The sequence below is a fragment of the Streptomyces sp. NRRL S-118 genome, assembly GCF_000716335.1.
Classification (GTDB): domain Bacteria; phylum Actinomycetota; class Actinomycetes; order Streptomycetales; family Streptomycetaceae; genus Streptomyces.
Genome location: NZ_KL591010.1, coordinates 53,929 through 70,730, shown reverse-complemented (window position 1 = coordinate 70,730; position 16,802 = coordinate 53,929). Strand labels below are relative to the sequence as shown.

Genomic DNA, 16,802 nt, shown 5'->3' with positions numbered 1-16,802 from the left:
AGGTGTCTCCTCACTCTCGCGCCGCGCGGTCCGTGTCCGCCGATCCGGCCGGGGTCGTGGCGCGGGCGGCCACGACGAGCTGGCCGAGGGCCAGGCCCCCGTCGTTGGGCGGGACCCTGTGGTGGCGCAGCACGGTGAAACCGTCCGCGCGCAGACCCCGTGCACAGGCCGACGACAGCAGCGCGTTGGCGAACACGCCGCCGGACAGGGCGACGGTCTCCAGGCCGGACGACGCGCGGGCCAGCCCGCAGACGGTGCGCACCAGCCGGGCCACCGCCGCGTGGAAGCGGGCCGCGACGACCGGTGCGGGAACGCCCAGCCGTACGTCCTCGACGGCCGCGGCCAGCAAGGGCGCCGGATCGGCGGACACCGGTGACGCACCGCCCGGGTCCGGTCCGGTCAGGCGGAAGACGTAACGCGGGTCCTCGGCGACGGTCCCGGCGGCCACCGCGGCCGCCTCCAGCTCGATCGCGGCCCTCGCCTCGTACTCGGCGTGGTGGCAGACGCCCGCGAGGGACGAGACCGCGTCGAAGAGCCGCCCCATACTGGACGTGGGCACGCAGTTCAGCCCCCGCTCCAGCTGCCGCCCCAGCACCGCCCGCTCCTCGGGGGGACAGGCGGCCACGCACGGCAGGTCCGCTTCCGGCGCGATGCCCGCCGCCCACAGATGCGCCAGGGCCATGCGGTACGGCCGCCGGACGGCCGCGTCACCACCGGGAAGCGGTACGCGGGCCAGGTGCGCGAACCGGTCGTAGCCGTCGTAGTCCGCGAGCAGGAACTCCCCGCCCCACACCGCGCCGTCGGCCCCGTGGCCCGTGCCGTCGAACGCGACCCCGATCACCCGTCGGCCCGCGACCACGCCGTGTTCGGCCATGACGGCGGCGATGTGCGCGTGATGGTGCTGGACCCGCACGACCGGGCGTCCCCCGGCGTGCCGACGGGCCCAGGCGCCCGAGCGGTACGCCGGGTGGGCGTCGGTGACGAGCAGCTCGGGGCGCACGCCCGTGATGGACTCCAGCTGCCGCTCGGCGCGGTCGAACGCGCGCTGGGTGGCGAGGTCGTCCATGTCCCCCACGTGGGCGGACAGCCAGGCCCTGTCGCCCTCCGCGAGGCAGAAGACGTTCTTCAGATCGCCGCCGACCGCGAGGGCGGGCGCCACCGGCACCGGCAGCGTGAGCGGCAGCGGGGCGTAGCCGCGGGAGCGGCGCAGCACCAGCGGCTCGCCGTCGCACACGCGCACCACCGAGTCGTCGCACGGTACGTGGACGGGCCGGTCGTGCGTGAGCCAGGCGTCGGCCAGGCCGGACAGCCGGTCCAGTGCCTCGTCGTCGTCGGTGACGATGGGCTCGCCGGAGAGATTGCCGCTGGTCATCACGAGCAGCCGGGGCCCGCCCGCGCCGAACAGCAGGTGGTGCACCGGTGTGTACGGCAGCATCACCCCGAGGTCGGCACTGCCGGGCGCGACCGCGCCCGCCGGCACCGGGGCCCCCGGCGCGTCCGTGGCGCCGGTGCGCCGCCGCCGCAGCAGCACGACGGGGCGGACCCGGCCGGTGAGCAACTCCCGCTCGGCCGGGCCGATGTGCACGAGGTGCGCCACATCGGCCACGTCCCGGGCCATCAGCGCGAAGGGCTTGCCACCGCGCGCCTTGCGGCGGCGCAGTTCGCCCACCGCCCGGTCGTCGGTGGCGTCACAGGCCAGGTGGTACCCGCCGATGCCCTTGACGGCGACGATCGCCCCCGCGGCGAGCAGTGCGCGCGCCCCGTCGACGGGGTCCTCGCCCTCCGGCCGCACACCCGGGGTGGCCGTGACCAGCCGCAGGCGCGGGCCGCACGCGGGGCACGCCACGGGCTGCGCGTGGAAGCGGCGGTCGGCCGGATCGTGGTACTCGCGGTCGCACGCGGGGCACAGCGGGAAACCCGCCATCGTGGTGTGCTCGCGGTCGTACGGCAGGCCGGTGACGATGGTGAACCGCGGCCCGCAGTGCGTGCAGGTGATGAAGGGGTGGCGGTGGCGGCGGTCCGCGGGGTCGGCGAGTTCGGCCAGGCAGTCGCCGCAGGTGGCGGTGTCGGGGGCGACCAGCGTGCGCACGGGACCGGACGTGCGGGAGGGGACGATGGCGAAACCGCTGCCGCCGGTGGGGGGCAGGTCGGTGGTCTCCACCGACTCCACGACGGCCAGCGGCGGGACCTCGGGCGCGATGCGCGCGCAGAACCGGTCGACGGCCGCCGCCTCGCCCTCGACCTCCACGACCACACCCTCGCCGGTGTTGGTGACGTGGCCGGCGAGCCGCAGCTCCGACGCCAGGCCGTACAGGTACGGCCGGAACCCGACCCCCTGCACCACCCCGCGCACGACGGCCCGCACGCGCCGCACCGCCGGCTGCCGTGGCGCGGCCACCTCGGGCGTCGCGTTCACGCCCGGGCCCGTGCCATCACCGGGGCGTGCACCTTCGCCCCCTCGGCCGCCGCCAGTGCCCGCTCCACCAGCAGACCGGCGCCCTGCCCACTCCGTACGGAGCCGAGGACGACCTCCACGCCGGGGTTGACCTGCTGCACGTTGGCCCGGAAGGCGGCCTCGTCGAACTCGGCGGGACCGGCCAGATCGGCCTTGGTGACCATCACCAGGTGCGCGAGGCCGAACGCGGTGGGGTACTTGAGGGGCTTGTCCTCACCCTCGGTGACCGAGGCGAGGACGACCCGCAGGGTCTCGCCGAGGTCGTACGACGCCGGGCACACGAGGTTGCCCACGTTCTCCACGAACAGCAGACGGGTGCCCTCCGGGAGCCAGTTGTGCAGGTGCCCGGCGAGCATGTCCGCCTCCAGATGGCACAGCCCGTCGGTGAGCACCTGTTTGACCGGCACCCCGGAACGGCCCAGGCGTACCGCGTCGTTCTCCGTCGCGAGGTCCGCCGTCAGTGCGGCGGCCGGGACGCCGCGTTCCCGGGCGATCGTCAGCTCCCGTTCCAGCAGGGCGGTCTTGCCGCTGCCGGGGCTGGACAGGAGGTTCACCACGGTCGTGCCCCTGGCCGTCAGTTCACTGCGCAGGACGCCCGCCGCCATCGTGTTCCTGGCGAGCACCGCCTGCTGGAGGTCGACCACACGGCACATCGTCAGCTCTCCTCGAGGATTGTTGCGGGGGTTGCTCCGGGGGAGCCGGGAGCGGCGGTTTCCGCGGTCCAGCGCACCTCGGTGATGCGCAGATCGCGGCCCGCCACCAGCTCGGTGGCGGCCGCGCGGCAGTCCGGGCAGAGCATGTCCGGCGGCATCCCGGTGTCCCAGGTCCGCCCGCACGGTGCGCACCGCGCGCTGCCGGGGACGGAACGGATGACGAGCTCGGCGCCCTCCAGGGCGGTCCCGGCGCAGGCGAGTCCGAAGCAGAAGCGGAGCGAGTCGGGGACCACTCCGGCCAGCTCGCCGATGGCGAGGTGCACGTGCTCGACGCCCCGCGCGCCGCGGGACCGTGCCGCCTGCTCGACCTGGTCCACCACGGACAGGGCGACGGACATCTCGTGCATCGGTCTCCGTCCGGGCCCGGTCTCGTCTCTCCGGCGCCCATTACACGGCCGTGGCCCGGCGGCGCGCCGACCGGCGCGCCGGGGTCACACGCCTGCGTAGGCCGTTCGGGTCCCGCGGGGCGGCGTCCGGTGACGGCCGTGGGTTCACATCCGGCGGATGCGCAGGTAGCGCCGGACGTCGGGCAGGACGTTCGCGACGAGGGCCGCGAGTGCGGTGGCGGCGGCGGTGGCGGCGGCCGCACCGCCGATGAGGCGCTTGTTCATGGTGCTCTCCGTGAAGGTCGGTGTGGGGGTGTCGTGCGGGCGGGTCCGTCTCCGACGACGGCTTCGCCGTGGGGCTGTTCGGTGACCAGTTCGGTCACCAGGCGCACCGCCTCCGGGACGGCGGCGGCCACGGGCGGGCTGAGCCCGATGCCCTCCTCGACGGTGGCGGGCTCGCAGCCCACGACCAGGGTGCGTCCCGGCGGCTCGGCGCCGGTGCCCGCGCACAGGGTGTCCAGCAGCGCCAGTACGGCGTCGGGGGACAGTCGGTGGCCGTCGAGAGGGACGCCCTCGGCGGGCTGCCGGGAGCCCGGCTCCGCCGCGTCGATCACGTACAGCGTGCCCGGCTCACCGCCCCGCGCCGTGGCGTCCAGGAGGACGAGGGTGTTGTACCCGTCGAGGAGCTGGTACGCCAGGTGGACGCCGCGGATGCCGATGTCGGCGACCTCGACACCGGCGGGCAGGTCCTGACGGGCCAGCACGCGTGCCGCCTCGACGCCGAAGCCGTCGTCGCCGAGGAAGATGTTCCCCGCCCCGGCGACCAGCGTGCGCGGACGGGTCTGCGAGGGGGCCATCACGCCTCCTCCGGGACGTCGACCTCGTCGGGCTGGAAGTAGAGGAAACGGCCCTGCTCGCGACGGATGTCGGCGCCCGGGTCGTCCTCGACGGTGACCGCGATGTGCACGCCGCCGTCCACGTCGTGCAGGACCGCCTCCACCAGGGCGAGCCGGCCACTGAGGAACAGGTCCTGGGCGTCGGTGCGGCGCAGCCGGGGACGCAGCACGACGCGGCTGCCGGCCCGTACCGGCCGTCCGCCGACCAGGACGTGGTCGGTGGCCGGGTCCACGGACGCGTCCGCGCCCGGGTCCCACCAGGGGGTGTCCGGCCGTGCGACCCCGCTCTGCCGGAAGGGGTCGGACGGTGGAGGGGCGTTCGCCGCGACGGCCGGCGCGGTCACCTCGCGCAGGCCGCGCACGGCGCCGTGAAGGCGCTCCAGGACCTCCGGCGGCATGGTGTCGGCGAGCTCGATGACGGCCGCCGCCCGTGCGTCCGTGCCCCGGGCCTCGCGCTTCTCCTCGTCGGTCAGGGCGGCGGTGCGCAGCGCCAGGATCTCGTCGATCTCCGTCGCGTCGTACAGCGCGCCGGGGCTCTCGGGCGCGATCGCCGGGTGGTCCTCCAGGATGATCGGCGAGGAGAGCACCAGGTCGTCGCGGCCCGGCGCGCCGGCCAGTACGGGCCAGGTGTGCAGGTTGCGGCACGCGGCGGTGGCTCCCCGCGCCCACTCCGGCGGGTCCGTCATCGACAGGAACCTCCCGGAGTCCAGGCACAGCAGGGCATGAGAGGCGACCAGGGACCGGGGCAGGGCGGCGTCGCGGTCGGCGCCGCTGTCCGGCGTCCAGTCGCTGGTGTTCTCCACGACCAGGCTCAGACGATGCGTGCGGTACGGGCCGTCCAGCTCGCCGGCCGACAACCGCAGCGCACCCCTGACCTCCTCCCGGCGGCGCACGAGCCGGCCCACCACGAGCCCGGCGGAGTCCCGGACCGGTTCGGTCTCCTCGGCCGACGGGCGGGTGAACGGGACGACGACGCCCTCGCCCTCCAGGGCGTCCACGGGGACGGTGAGCCGGACGGCCTGTTCCTGCCCCTCGTCCCACGGGACGATCACCTGGTCGTCCAGACGCAGTTCGCCCACCGGCTCGAAGGTGCCGTCCGGACACGCCCGTTGCACGGTGCGCCGCTGCGTGTGAAGGAAGCGGACCTCGACGGCGAGGGTGGCCCCCCGCTTGGGTTCCATCAGCAGTTCGGTGTGCTGGAAGTCGTGCTCCTCGGCCCTCGCCGTCCAGGCCGGCGGGACGAGCACCCCGAACTGCCAGCGCAGCCGGTTCTTGGTGGCCGACGCGCGGTACGGATAGAGCACGTACCCCTCGAAGAGCACGGCGTCGGCGACCTGGCGTGCGACGGCGAGCCGGGCCTCGGTGCCGGGGGCGAACGTCGGCGTGGTCGTGACCGTCGTCATGGCGTCCTCTCCCCGGCCGCGTCGAGGAGCGCCTGGACGGCCGCCTCCCAGGAGGGCAGGGCGTGCCGCGACCGGTGGGCGAGCAGCGCGTCCATGGTGTCCCGGGGCAGCCGGATCCAGCCGGAGCCCGGGAAGTGCTGGTCGACCATCTCCCGCCAGGTCTTCACGGGCATGCGGAAGGCGGCCTCCTTGTCCCAGGGGACGGGCTCCACACGGAAGCCGCCGGCACCGGTGAAGGCGGTGCCGGAGAACAACATCAGCAGCGGCACCTCCCCTTCCTCCAGGGCGTGGAAGTAACGGGTGGACGCGATGTCCATGTCGTAGGTGCACGGCACCACCAGGTCGGTCTCCACCTCGCCGGTGAAGCCGGGCACCATCACCGAGACCTGGGCGAACTGCACCGGGTGGAGGGTGCTGCCCCAGCGTGACCGCTCACCGAAGAGGTCGGTGAGCCGCGCGGCCTCGGCGTCGGCGTAGCCGCGCCGGACGGGCTCGATGCGGATCTGGCAGCGCAGGGCCATCGCGTGCACGCGGGCCTGCTCGGAGGCGCTGATGCGCAGCCGGAACACCAGGGTGGGGCCCGCCGCGTACGGATCGGCGCGCACCCCGGTGCAGACGAAGGCGAAGTCGGTCACGACCCGCTCCCTCGGACGTCACGGGCACGGTCGCGTACATGGGCGAAGAAGGCGTCCAGGTCGGCGCGGGCCTCCGCGCCCCCGTCGAAGCCCTGCCACCGCAGGCGCATCCGGCCCACCAGTTCGTAACAGATGTCGACGGGCACCAGGAAGCACTCGACCGCACCCTCGTGGCGGCGCAGCAGCAGCGCCTCCACGTCGGGTTCGAGGAGCCCCGCCAGCGGCGAGCCGGCGAGGACGGCCTGCCAGGCGGCCGGGTCCAGTTCGCTCTCGGTCGCCCCGGCCGGGCTCGGGTAGAGCGCGACGAGCCGGTCGAGCGCGGAGTTGCGGAAGAAGAACGCGACACCCACGGGGATGCGCAGCTGCTCCCAGGCCTGTTCGTCGATGCCGTGCCCGGGGTCGCTCAGGTAGCGGCCCGGAACCGTGCGGAAGCGGCCCCGGGCCGCGCCGGGGCCGTCCAGCACCTGGGCGCAGGGCGCACAGGCACAGACCAGCGCCCGCTTCTCGGTGTCGACGAGGTGGCGGTGCTCGCCGGCCAGAGGCGCGGCGCACAGCTCGCAGCGCTCCTCGCGCGGCCGGCGCGGGGCCGTGAAACGGCGCAGGCCCCGCGGTTCGGTGCCGGGCGCCGGGCGGGCCGCGCCGAGCGGGGACACGCCCGGGTGGGCGGCCGTGCTTGCGTCGGCCGCGCCCGCGCGGGCCGCCGGGTCCGGCCGGGGCGGCCCCGTACGGGCCGTGCCGGCTCCGGGCGCGCTCACGGCGCCGCGGCCGGCGAGCGGCCGCCGTCGGCGGCACGCGGCGGGCCGGCCCCGATCTGGAGGAGGGCCGGCTCCCGGGCGGCCTCCTGGAGCACCACCGCCGTCACCTCGGGTGCGAAGCACGCGAGGGCGTCCTGTGCCGCCTGCTCGATGCCCTCCCGGGTGCCGGCGCAGCCGCAGCCCGCCGACCCGGTGAGCCGCAGGCGCAGCACGCCGGTCGCGGCGTCGAAGCCGGCGCTCTCGACCGGGTGGGGGAGGCGGTCCAGGGCCCGGTCGACGCGCCGGGACACGTCGTCCGGGTGCAGCCCGTGCAGGACCAGCAGGCCCGCGACGAGCTCGTCGCCGAGCAGCGCGGCGAGGATGTCGCGGGCCGTGGCGCCGGGGTGACGTCCGATCAGCTCGACCGCGCGGGCGAGCCCGGCCCCGTAGAAGTCCATCAGGACCCGTACGAGTTCCTCGGCGGCCTCGCACGCCGCGCGGTCGCCGGAGCCCGTCAGCCGGTCGAGGATCTCCTCGACCAGCCGGCCGGCCGTCTCCGCGGTCATCGCGCCGGACGCGGGGGGTGCGCCGGGCGCGACGCCCGTGCCGGTGCCGCCGCTCATCCGGACAGACCGCTCAGGCCGGTGGGGACGTGCAGGGACTTCACGGTCCTGCCGTCACCGACGTACATGTGCACACCGCAGGGCAGACACGGGTCGAAGCTGCGCACGGCGCGCATGATGTCGATGCCCTTGAAGTTCTCCGGCGGGTTCTCCTCGAAGATGGGCGTGTTCTGCACGGCGTCCTCGTACGGCCCAGGCGTCCCGTAGGTGTCGCGGGTGGAGGCGTTCCAGGGGGTCGGCGGGTACGGGTGGTAGTTGGCGATCTTGCCGTCCCGGATGACCATGTGGTGCGACAGGACACCGCGGACCGCCTCGGTGAAACCGACCCCGATGGACTCGTCCGGCACCTCGAACTTCTCCCAGGTCCGGGTACGTCCGGCGCGCACCTCCGCGAGGCCCATCTCCGCCGAGTGCAGCGCCACGGCGGCGGCGTACGCCTGGAAGTAGGTGCGGGCGCGGTTGCGTTCCAGCGCGTTGCTCCAGCGGGGGATCTTCCACTCGAAGGTGGTCTCCGGCTTGGTGAGCGTGCGGGGCAGGTTGATGACGACGCTGTGGCCGGTGGCCTTCACGTACCCGATGTCGACGAGCCCGGACAGAGCGGTCGACCACAGGCGGGCGAGGGGGCCGCCGCCCGTGTCCAGCGGCAGGTAGTCCTTGCCGTCGTACCAGCGCGGCGACATCACCCAGCTGTACTTGTCGTTGAAGTCCCGCTTCTGCGGGGCCGGGATGGTGTGCTGGTTCCAGGGGTGGCGGGGATCGACCGGGTTGCCGAGCGGGTCGTGGGTGACGAACTGCTCCTGGCCCGCCCAGTCCTCGTAGTAGGAGCTGCCCAGCAGGATCCGGATGCCGAGGTTGATCTCGGTGAGGTCGTTGGTGACCAGCTTGCCGTCCACGATCACACCGGGGGTGACGAACATGCGCCGGCCCCAGTCCGACATGTTGGCGTACGTGAAGTCGCAGTACTCGGGGTCGTTGAACGCTCCCCAGCAGCCGAGCAGCACGCGCCGCCGCCCGACCTCCTCGTAGCCCGGCAAGGCCTCGTAGAAGAAGTCGAAGAGGTCGTCGTGCAGCGGTACGACCCGCTTCATGAACTCCACGTACCGCATGAGCCGGGTCATGTAGTCCGTGAAGAGCTGTACGGAGCCGATGGTGCCGACGCCGCCCGGGTACAGGGTGGAGGGGTGCACATGGCGGCCCTCCATCAGGCAGAACATCTCCCGGGTGTAGCGGCTGACCGAGAGCGCCTCGCGGTAGAACTCGCCCTCCAGCGGGTTGAGCGAGCGCATGATGTCGGCGATGGTGCGGTAGCCGTGCTCGGCGGCGTGCGGCGCCTCGGTGCGCTCGGCGAGTTCGAGCACCCCCGGATTGGTCTCGCGGACCATCTTCTCGCAGTAGTCGACCCCGACCAGGTTCTCCTGGAAGATGTTGTGGTCGAACATGAACTCGGCGGACTCGCCGCAGTTGATGATCCACTCGCCGAGGTGCGGCGGCTTCACGCCGTACGCCATGTTCTGCGTGTACACCGAGCAGGTGGCGTGGTTGTCGCCGCAGATGCCGCAGATGCGGCTGGTGATGAAGTGCGCGTCGCGCGGGTCCTTGCCCCGCATGAAGACGCTGTAGCCGCGGAAGACCGACGAGGTGCTGTAGCACTCGGCGACCCGCTTCTGCTTGAAGTCGATTTTCGTGTGGATGCCGAGGCTGCCCACGATCCGTGTGATCGGGTCCCACGCCATCTCCACCAGGCCGGTGCCGTCACCGGACGTCGTCGAGGTCGCCATGGTGTCTGTGATGCCCTTCGGTCAGGTCTTCGAGCGGGGTGTGGAGCGGGTCTTCGAGCGGGCCCTCGAACAGGGGCGGGGGTCCGGGGCGGATGCCGCCGTGGTCACCACGGCGGCCGGTAGCCGGTGGTGATCTTCCGGCCCGTGTGCCGCCACTTGGGTTCCTTGTCCACGGTCCGGGCCGTGATCGTCCGCAGGCGGCGGAACACCGCGCCGTACGCTCCGCTGGCGGTGCTGGAGAGCTTTGCGCCAGGAGGTTCGTCCATGAACGGCATGAACTTGTCGGGGAAGCCGGGCATGGTGCACGCGATGCAGATGCCGCCGACGTTCGGGCAGCCGCCGATGCCGTTCATCCAGCCGCGCTTGGGCACGTTGCACTTGACGACCGGACCCCAGCAGCCGAGCTTCACCAGGCACGTGGGCGAGTCGTACTGCATCGCGAACTGGCCCTGTTCGTAGTAGCCGGCCCGGTCGCAGCCCTCGTGGACCGTGGCGCCGAACAGCCAGGTGGGGCGGAGCTTGTCGTCCAGCGGGATCATCGGCGCCGATCCCGCCGCCTGGTAGAGCAGGTAGGTCAGGGTCTCGGCGAAGTTGTCCGGCTGGATCGGGCAGCCCGGCACGCAGACGATCGGGATGCCCGCCTTCGACGTCCAGTCCCAGCCCAGGTAGTCGGGCACGCCCATCGCGCCGGTGGGGTTCCCGGCCATGGCGTGGATGCCGCCGTAGGTGGCGCAGGTGCCGATTGCCACCACGGCCAGGGCCTTGGGCGCCAGCCGGTCGATCCACTCGCTGGTGGTGATGGGCTGGCCGGTGTCCGGATCGTCTCCGAATCCGCACCAGTAGCCCTCCTGCTTGATCGCCTCGTTGGGGATGGACCCCTCGATCACCAGGACGAACGGGTCGATCTCGCCCCGCTCGCCCTTGAAGAACCACTCGATGAACGTGTCCGCGCCGTCCACCGGCCCGCACTCGAAGTCGATCAGAGGCCAGTGCACGGCGATCTTCGGCAGGCCGGGCAGCGCCCCGAGGGCGATCTCCTCGATGCTGGGCTGCATGGCGGCCGTGAGGGCGACCGAGTCGCCGTCGCAGCTCAGCCCGGCATTGATCCAGAGGATGTGGATCGGTTTCTCCTCGGCACCGGGCGAGCCGGAGGTATCGGTTTGTCCGACCGTGGTCGGCGACGCTGTGTTCATCGAAGCCCTCCTCGGGGAGGAAAACGGCAAAACCGCACGAGAAATCCTTTACCGGGCTAAGAGTCCGCCAGCCGGGCGCTCCGCGCACCCGCGGCGGCGCGATCGGCGGCACCCGGTTCCTTGCGGGCGAACGCCCTGCGCAGCGCGTGGTAGGGGGCGCCGGGGTCCTGGAAGATGTCCCGCATGCGCGCCAGTTCCCGCTTCCGGACGTCCGCCAAGGGGGTGACCGCCTCCCGGTGCTCGCTCTCCGCCTTCTTCGCGGCGAGGCGCGTCTGGGCCCGCGGAGAGGCGGCGAGGTGTACGGCCAGCACGGTGACTTCGGCGGTGAAGCGGGACGGGGAGCACTCGACCACCCGGTCGACCAGGCCGATGTCCCGGGCACGGGCGGCGGTGACCGGGAGCGCCTCCCCGGTGAGCTGCTCGGCCATGGCGGCGCCCACCCGGCGCGGCAGGCTGTAGGTCCAGTACTCCGAGCCGTACAGCCCCATGCGCCGGTAGTGCGGGTTGAGCACGGAGCCGGAGCGGCACCACACCTCGTCGGCGGCCAGGGCCAGCATGACGCCCCCGGCGGCGGCGTTGCCGCCGATCGCGCTGACCACAAGGCGGTCGGTGGTGGTCAGGACCGCCTCCACCAGGTCGTCCATGGCGTTGATGTTGGCCCACGACTCGGCCGCCGGATCGGGTGCGGCCTCGATGACCCCCAGGTGGATGCCGTTGGAGAAGAAGTCCCGTCCGCCGCCCAGGACCAGCACGGTGGTGGGCCGGGCGCACGCCGCCCGGTAGGCGTCCAGCAGGCGCCGGCAGTGCCCGGTGGACATCGCGCCGCCCGGGAACGAGAACGAGAGCACACCCACCGGGCCGTCCTCGCGGTACCGGATGTCCGACCAGGTGCTGTCGTCGTCGGCGGGCGGGAGCGCCGGGGAGGGCAGCTCGGGCAGGTCCGGCAGGTCCGGGCACCCGCTCAGCGCGAGGGTGGCGGGCAGTTTGCAGGCGCGCGGAGCGCCGGGTCCGGTACGCGCCCGCAGCTCGGGAATCCACACCGCCCCGTCGGTCGTGGCCCGGCAGATCGCGCCCGCCCGGGTGGCCAGCAGCTCGCCGGGGCGGCCGCGCAGCCCGCGCTCGGGGTGGCCGCCGTGGAGGAACCACTCCCCGCCGAGGAGGTCGTCCAGGACGCCGGGCTGCGAGTCGGCGGCGCGCAGCGTGCGCAGCACCGTGTCGGTGGTGTCGTCGGCCCATGCGATACGGCGGGCCGCCTGGCGCATCGGCGGCCTGGTGCGCGCGCCCGCCGCCGCGGGGAGCATGTCCTGGTCGAGAGGCGTGTACCGGCCGGAGGCGAAGCGTTCGACCGCCAGGAGCACCGCTTCGACGGCGGCGTCGGCCAGCTCGTTGCGGTACAGATCGCTCTTGGCCACCTGCGGGACCGGGAACGTCGCCGTCGCCCAGACGGGCCCGGCGTCCATCTCCTCCTCCGCCTGCAGCACGGTGACGCCCCACTCGCCGGCCCCCTCGCGGACGGCCCAGTCCAGGGACGACGGGCCCCGGTCGCCCACGGGCCCCGGGTGCACGATCAGGCACGTGCGGGCCGTCCACACGTCACGGGGTACGACTGCCTTCAGCATGGGCGCCACCACCAGCTCGGGAGCGTGCCGGCCGACGGCGGCCCGCACGTCGTCGCCCCGGGGCGTCACCTCGACGGCGACGGTGTGCCCCCGCTCGCGCAGCTCGGCGTGCACGCGCTGGCTGAGGCTGTTGTAGGCGCTGGCGACGAGCAGGATGCGCATGGCGACCCCTCCCAGGGTGCGGCGGTCGGTGGTGAGGCGAACCGGCTGCCTGCGATGGTCGGGTACGGGCTCACGCGGCCGTCGACACGAATCCCGCGCATCACTCGTACGGGTCGCGGTTCGTGCCACATGGTCGGCATGGACGGCCCCGTGCGACCGCACACCTGCGGGTCCGCCCGATATGCCGATTTTGTGGGGGAGTGGAAGAATTTCTAATGCCCCGGCACGGGAGACGTGCCTCCACCGCAGCGGACAGGCAGGTCGACGCATGCCCAAGGAACACAAGCCATCGAAGCCATCACGCGGCCAGGGGGTGAGTCGGCACCAGGGGACCGAGCACCACGGTTGGTCCCCCGATGTCGACGAGACCCGGCAGCAGGAGAACCCCAGCGCCCGCCGCTCCTTCCGCGCGCAGGACGCGCCGCCGCCCGGTCCGGGCCGCGAGACGTCCCGCGAGGAGCGCACCTCCGTGCCCGGCGACAAGGCCGAGTCCGGCACCAAGCGGGGTGAGGAGTACGGGGAGGAGTCGGAGAAGGGCATGCGGGACACCGGCCGCAAGGGCCGCTCCGGACGCCCCTCGGGCACGAAGGACGACACCGCGTTCACCGGTGTCGACCCCAACGACTCCGAGTCCGGCCCCCGGCCGGGCTGATGCCCCGGCCCCGGGAATCCCAGGGGCGGCCGGGACACGGCGGCCGTCCCGCCCGGCGGCCGCGCACCCGAAGGTCCACGCTCCGGCGTCCACCGTCCTTCGGGGACGTGATCACTGGCGGAAGCCCGGAGTGACCATGAGGGATCCGGGCGGGAATGCTCACCCAAAGCGAATATAATCAGACAAAGGGTGCAAGGGTTTTCTTCAGGGAGGAATTCCCCGATGACTGAGAACGCCGGCGTCAGACGTGGCGGTGCGCCCGGTTCTCGCGGCCGGACGACCGTCGCCGATGTGGTGGTGGCGAAGATCGCCGGAATGGCGGTGCGGGACGTGCCCGGCGTCTACGCCATGGGCGGCGGATTCGCCCGCTCGATGGGATCCATGCGGGAGCGGATGCCCGGCGCCGGTGCCGGCAAATCCGTCACGCGCGGCGTCAGTGTCGAGGTCGGAGAGGTGCAGGCGGCCATCGACCTGGAGATCGTCGTCGACTACGGCGTCTCGATCACGGACGTGGCGGGGGCGGTCCGGGAGAGCGTGATCTCCGCAGTGGAGCGGATGGCGGGTCGGGAAGTCGTGGAAGTCAACATCATGGTCAGTGATGTGAAGCTCCCCGACGAGGAGGACGAAGGGCAGGAGTGGCAGCGAGTCCAGTAGTCGGGGGCGAAGCTGCTCCTTGAGGTGAAGGAGTACCTGATGAGCAGGGCCATGGTGGGTTTGATCGCCGGAATGGCGCTGGGTTTCGCCGCGTATTTCGGTGACTTCTGGGGTTTCCTGCTGGTGCTGGGGCTCGGGTTCGTCGGCCTCGTGGTCGGGCGGTTGATGGAGGGTGATCTCGAACCGGGTGACTTCGTCCGCCGCCGGGACAGGCAGGAGCGGATCCGCGACGACCGGCGGCGGGCCCGAGACTGGCAGTGAACGGTGAAGCCGAGCGGCGTCCGGGCAGGAGCCGCACCGGTGAACTCACGTGGCACACCCGAGTCCTTCGTCGATGCGGGTGCGCAGGGAACGCAGCGCCTGCCTGAGCTCTGCCGGTTCGATGTCTGTGAGGTCAGCGTCGAAAGTCAGGAGCAGTCCTGCCAGCCCTGCCCATGACCACGCGCCGAGCGTGAGTCGGCAGCTGGAGTCGGTGTCGTACGCGACCGTCGACCCGCCGGGGGCGAACCGGGCGACGGTGGGCGCAGGCAGCGCGACGAGCGCCGACCCGCGACATGGCCATTCCGCCAGGGTGTCGCCGCGGTCGTGCGTGCTCATGACGAATGCGACCGGATCGTCGTGCGGGACCTCGCGGCGGTCGAAGCTTCTCCCCGTGGGCATGCGTGGTTCGAGACGGTCGACGCGCATCGCGCGCCATCGGTCCGCGTCCGGTTCGAACGCGACGAGGTACCACCGTGCCGCCCACACGACGAGGTCGTGGGGTTCCAGCGTGAGCGTCGCCGGTTCGTCCTCGCCGGTGCAGTCCACGCAAACGACGTGCTGTCGGTTGATCGCGCCGCCGATGACGCGGATGATCTCGCCATCGATGGGTGCTGCGGGGAATTCCCAGTAGTTGCGCGCTGCGGAGACGCTGAACGACTCGGTGCGGATGCGGCTGCGGGCGGGCATCGCCTGCTGCAACGTGGCGAGGGCACGTGCCGAGTTCTCGCGGATGCCGGAAAGGATCGTGGGGACCGTCTGGAGCGCCACGGCCGCGGCTACTGCTTGGTCCTCGTCGAAGACGACCGGCGGCAAGCGGGTGGCGCGGCCGAGCCGGTAGCCTCCCCCCACCCCGCGCACGGCCTCGATCTCGTACCCGAGCTCTCTGAGCGTGTCGATGTCGCGTCGCACGGTCCGAAGAGAGACTCCGAGCCTTCCGGCGAGCTCCTCGGCGGTCAGGGTGGCGCCGATACCGAGGATCGACAGCAGCCTGAGCGTCCGCGCGGAGGTCACAGCCATGATCCCGCCCCCCGGGAAAGCGGTCATTCGACGGCAACTATAACTGTGACCCTGGCCGGCATGACCACTCCAAAGACATCCCGAGAGGGCACACGCGCCCCCGACGCTCCCCCAGCACCCGTCTCCGGCGCAGGCGCGAACATGGCGCTCCTGGTGGTGCTGTTCAGCTCCTTCATGGACCTCGTCGACGCGACGATCGTCACCGTCGCGGCCCCGGCGATAGCCCGTGACATGGGAGCCGGCGACGCTCAGATCCAGTGGACGATCGCCGCCTACACCCTCGCCCTGGGCGCGGGACTGATCACTGGCGGACGGCTCGGTGACCAGTTCGGCCGCAAGCGCCTGTTCCTGATCGGCCTGGCCGGGTTCATGGTCACCTCCGCGCTCTGTGCGCTCGCCGTCACGCCGGGAATGCTCATCGGCATGCGCGCCGCGCAAGGACTGACCGCGGGAATCATGGTCCCGCAGGTGTTCGGCGTGATCCGGGCATCGTTCGCCCCGGCAGAGCGCGCCAAGGCATTCGGCGCCTACGGGGCCGTCCAAGGGCTCGCCTCCGTCGCAGGCCCACTGCTGGGCGGACTCCTCGTCGAGGCCGACCTGTTCGGTCTGGGGTGGCGCACCATCTTCTGGATCAACGTCCCCATCTCGATCCTCGCTCTCGTCGTCGGGGCGAGGGTCCTGCCGGAGTCCCGTTCCGCCTCCACCGCGCGACTGGACCTCGTGGGTGCCCTGCTGGCGGCCTCGGGCATCCTGCTCCTCCTGCTGCCGATCATCCAGACCGGGACATGGGGATGGACCGGGGCCGGCTACGCCCTCCTGGCGGCCGGAATCACTCTGCTCACGATCTTCCTCGCATACGAGCGCAGCCTCGCCGGCCGCGGGGGCGAACCCGTCTTCGACCCGGCCCTGCTCAGGAATCGCGCTTTCGCCGTCGGCCTGAGCGCATCCGTGCTCTTCTTCGGCGGTATCGGATCGTTCTTCCTCACCCTGTCGGTCTACCTTCAGCTCGGCACCGACCGGACCGCGTGGGAGACCGGCTTGGTGATCCTGCCCTATGCCCTCGGCTCGATCATCACCTCAGGACTCGGCGTCGCGCTCGCCGCCAAGGCGGGCAGGACCCTGCTGATCACCGGCTCGCTCACCATCGCGGCATCTCAGCTCGTGCTCCTGGCCGTCATCAGCAACGGCAGCGACCCCGGATTCTGGCCACTCGCGCTCGGCCTGTTCATCGGCGGCCTCGGACTCGGCCTCGCCGCACCCATTCTCGTCAACGTCGTGCTCGCCGGTATCCCCGGACGCAATGCGGGCGCGGCGGGCGGCGTCCTCTCCACCGTCAACCAGATCGGCGGATCCATCGGCATCGCCGTTCTCGGAACGATCTTCTTCGGCGCCGTCACCGGATCGACGACCGATGCACCAGGACCGGCCGACTACGGTCACGCGCTCAGCATCGTCCTCGTCGCCACCGCGGTGCTCTACCTCGTGGCGGCACTCGTGATGCTCGCGCTCCCCAAGGCCGCGGCCGAGCACGTCGACCAGTGAACCCATGGGGGAGGGAAGCACACCGCTTGTCCGGTGAGCTCGGCGTGGAAACCGGTCAACTCCAGCTCGTGGGCCGACGTGTCCCCTGGTCAGCACCACGCTGACGCAACAGCGGGACCAGCCGATCGGCGCGCATGCG

17 protein-coding genes are annotated in these 16,802 nt (G+C 72.5%); 4 read left to right on the top strand and 13 right to left on the bottom strand.

Translation table 11 applies throughout. The features are described from left to right. Nucleotides 1-10: 10 nt before the first annotated feature. The 12 genes from hypF to IH00_RS0118545 form a co-directional block, all read right to left on the bottom strand. Entirely contained in the window at nucleotides 11-2,416 is a 2,406-nt protein-coding gene (gene hypF / locus IH00_RS0118605) for a carbamoyltransferase HypF (RefSeq protein WP_031074992.1), read from the bottom strand. Continuing rightward, nucleotides 2,413-3,108 (bottom strand): hydrogenase nickel incorporation protein HypB, encoded by a 696-nt coding sequence (gene hypB, locus IH00_RS0118600; protein WP_031074991.1) that lies wholly within the window; start codon nucleotides 3,106-3,108, stop codon nucleotides 2,413-2,415. The genes hypF and hypB overlap by 4 nt, the downstream gene beginning before the upstream one ends. Before the next feature lie 2 nt (nucleotides 3,109-3,110). Beyond that, nucleotides 3,111-3,515 (bottom strand): hydrogenase maturation nickel metallochaperone HypA, encoded by a 405-nt coding sequence (hypA, locus tag IH00_RS0118595; RefSeq protein ID WP_031074989.1) that lies wholly within the window; start codon nucleotides 3,513-3,515, stop codon nucleotides 3,111-3,113. A gap of 144 nt (nucleotides 3,516-3,659) precedes the next feature. Then, nucleotides 3,660-3,779, bottom strand: a complete 120-nt coding sequence (locus IH00_RS45445) for a DUF6893 family small protein (RefSeq protein ID WP_391814118.1) — start codon at nucleotides 3,777-3,779, stop codon at nucleotides 3,660-3,662. Continuing rightward, nucleotides 3,776-4,351 carry a hydrogenase maturation protease gene (locus IH00_RS0118585; RefSeq protein ID WP_052411476.1) on the bottom strand — a complete coding sequence of 192 codons (576 nt, stop codon included), beginning with the start codon at nucleotides 4,349-4,351 and terminating at the stop codon, nucleotides 3,776-3,778. The genes IH00_RS45445 and IH00_RS0118585 overlap by 4 nt, the downstream gene beginning before the upstream one ends. Beyond that, nucleotides 4,351-5,793 (bottom strand): hypothetical protein, encoded by a 1,443-nt coding sequence (locus IH00_RS0118580; RefSeq protein WP_031074985.1) that lies wholly within the window; start codon nucleotides 5,791-5,793, stop codon nucleotides 4,351-4,353. Before IH00_RS0118580 ends, IH00_RS0118585 begins: the two co-directional genes overlap by 1 nt. After that, complete coding sequence (locus IH00_RS0118575) at nucleotides 5,790-6,428, bottom strand: DUF6084 family protein (protein ID WP_031074982.1); 639 nt, start codon at nucleotides 6,426-6,428, stop codon at nucleotides 5,790-5,792. The genes IH00_RS0118580 and IH00_RS0118575 overlap by 4 nt, the downstream gene beginning before the upstream one ends. Further along, entirely contained in the window at nucleotides 6,425-7,081 is a 657-nt protein-coding gene (locus IH00_RS0118570) for a DUF5947 family protein (RefSeq protein ID WP_052411504.1), read from the bottom strand. Before IH00_RS0118570 ends, IH00_RS0118575 begins: the two co-directional genes overlap by 4 nt. Before the next feature lie 98 nt (nucleotides 7,082-7,179). Beyond that, on the bottom strand, nucleotides 7,180-7,785 hold the full coding sequence (locus IH00_RS0118565) for a hypothetical protein (protein ID WP_052411475.1): 606 nt from the start codon (nucleotides 7,783-7,785) through the stop codon (nucleotides 7,180-7,182). Then, on the bottom strand, nucleotides 7,782-9,563 hold the full coding sequence (locus IH00_RS0118560) for a nickel-dependent hydrogenase large subunit (RefSeq protein ID WP_031074977.1): 1,782 nt from the start codon (nucleotides 9,561-9,563) through the stop codon (nucleotides 7,782-7,784). The genes IH00_RS0118565 and IH00_RS0118560 overlap by 4 nt, the downstream gene beginning before the upstream one ends. Before the next feature lie 104 nt (nucleotides 9,564-9,667). After that, entirely contained in the window at nucleotides 9,668-10,756 is a 1,089-nt protein-coding gene (locus IH00_RS0118550; protein WP_031074975.1) for an NADH-quinone oxidoreductase subunit B family protein, read from the bottom strand. 56 nt (nucleotides 10,757-10,812) lie between these two features. Then, nucleotides 10,813-12,537, bottom strand: coding sequence for a hydrogenase maturation protein (locus IH00_RS0118545; protein WP_039947180.1), 1,725 nt, complete (start codon nucleotides 12,535-12,537; stop codon nucleotides 10,813-10,815). A gap of 313 nt (nucleotides 12,538-12,850) precedes the next feature. Between IH00_RS0118545 and IH00_RS0118540 the strand changes: the two genes are divergently transcribed. The 3 genes from IH00_RS0118540 (at nucleotide 12,851) to IH00_RS0118530 (ending at nucleotide 14,104) form a co-directional block, all read left to right on the top strand. Beyond that, nucleotides 12,851-13,189 carry a hypothetical protein gene (locus IH00_RS0118540; RefSeq protein WP_324615788.1) on the top strand — a complete coding sequence of 113 codons (339 nt, stop codon included), beginning with the start codon at nucleotides 12,851-12,853 and terminating at the stop codon, nucleotides 13,187-13,189. Between the two features lie 222 nt (nucleotides 13,190-13,411). After that, on the top strand, nucleotides 13,412-13,843 hold the full coding sequence (locus IH00_RS0118535; RefSeq protein WP_031074969.1) for an Asp23/Gls24 family envelope stress response protein: 432 nt from the start codon (nucleotides 13,412-13,414) through the stop codon (nucleotides 13,841-13,843). 39 nt (nucleotides 13,844-13,882) lie between these two features. Then, on the top strand, nucleotides 13,883-14,104 hold the full coding sequence (locus IH00_RS0118530; protein WP_031074967.1) for a hypothetical protein: 222 nt from the start codon (nucleotides 13,883-13,885) through the stop codon (nucleotides 14,102-14,104). Nucleotides 14,105-14,149: 45 nt separating this feature from the next. On the opposite strand, the gene IH00_RS0118525 is transcribed toward IH00_RS0118530, so the two are convergent. Then, nucleotides 14,150-15,148 (bottom strand): helix-turn-helix transcriptional regulator, encoded by a 999-nt coding sequence (locus tag IH00_RS0118525; RefSeq protein ID WP_234334886.1) that lies wholly within the window; start codon nucleotides 15,146-15,148, stop codon nucleotides 14,150-14,152. 114 nt (nucleotides 15,149-15,262) lie between these two features. Between IH00_RS0118525 and IH00_RS0118520 the strand changes: the two genes are divergently transcribed. After that, nucleotides 15,263-16,663: an MFS transporter gene (locus tag IH00_RS0118520; RefSeq protein ID WP_199819773.1), complete on the top strand. Its 1,401-nt coding sequence runs from the start codon at nucleotides 15,263-15,265 to the stop codon at nucleotides 16,661-16,663. Nucleotides 16,664-16,802: the final 139 nt, after the last annotated feature.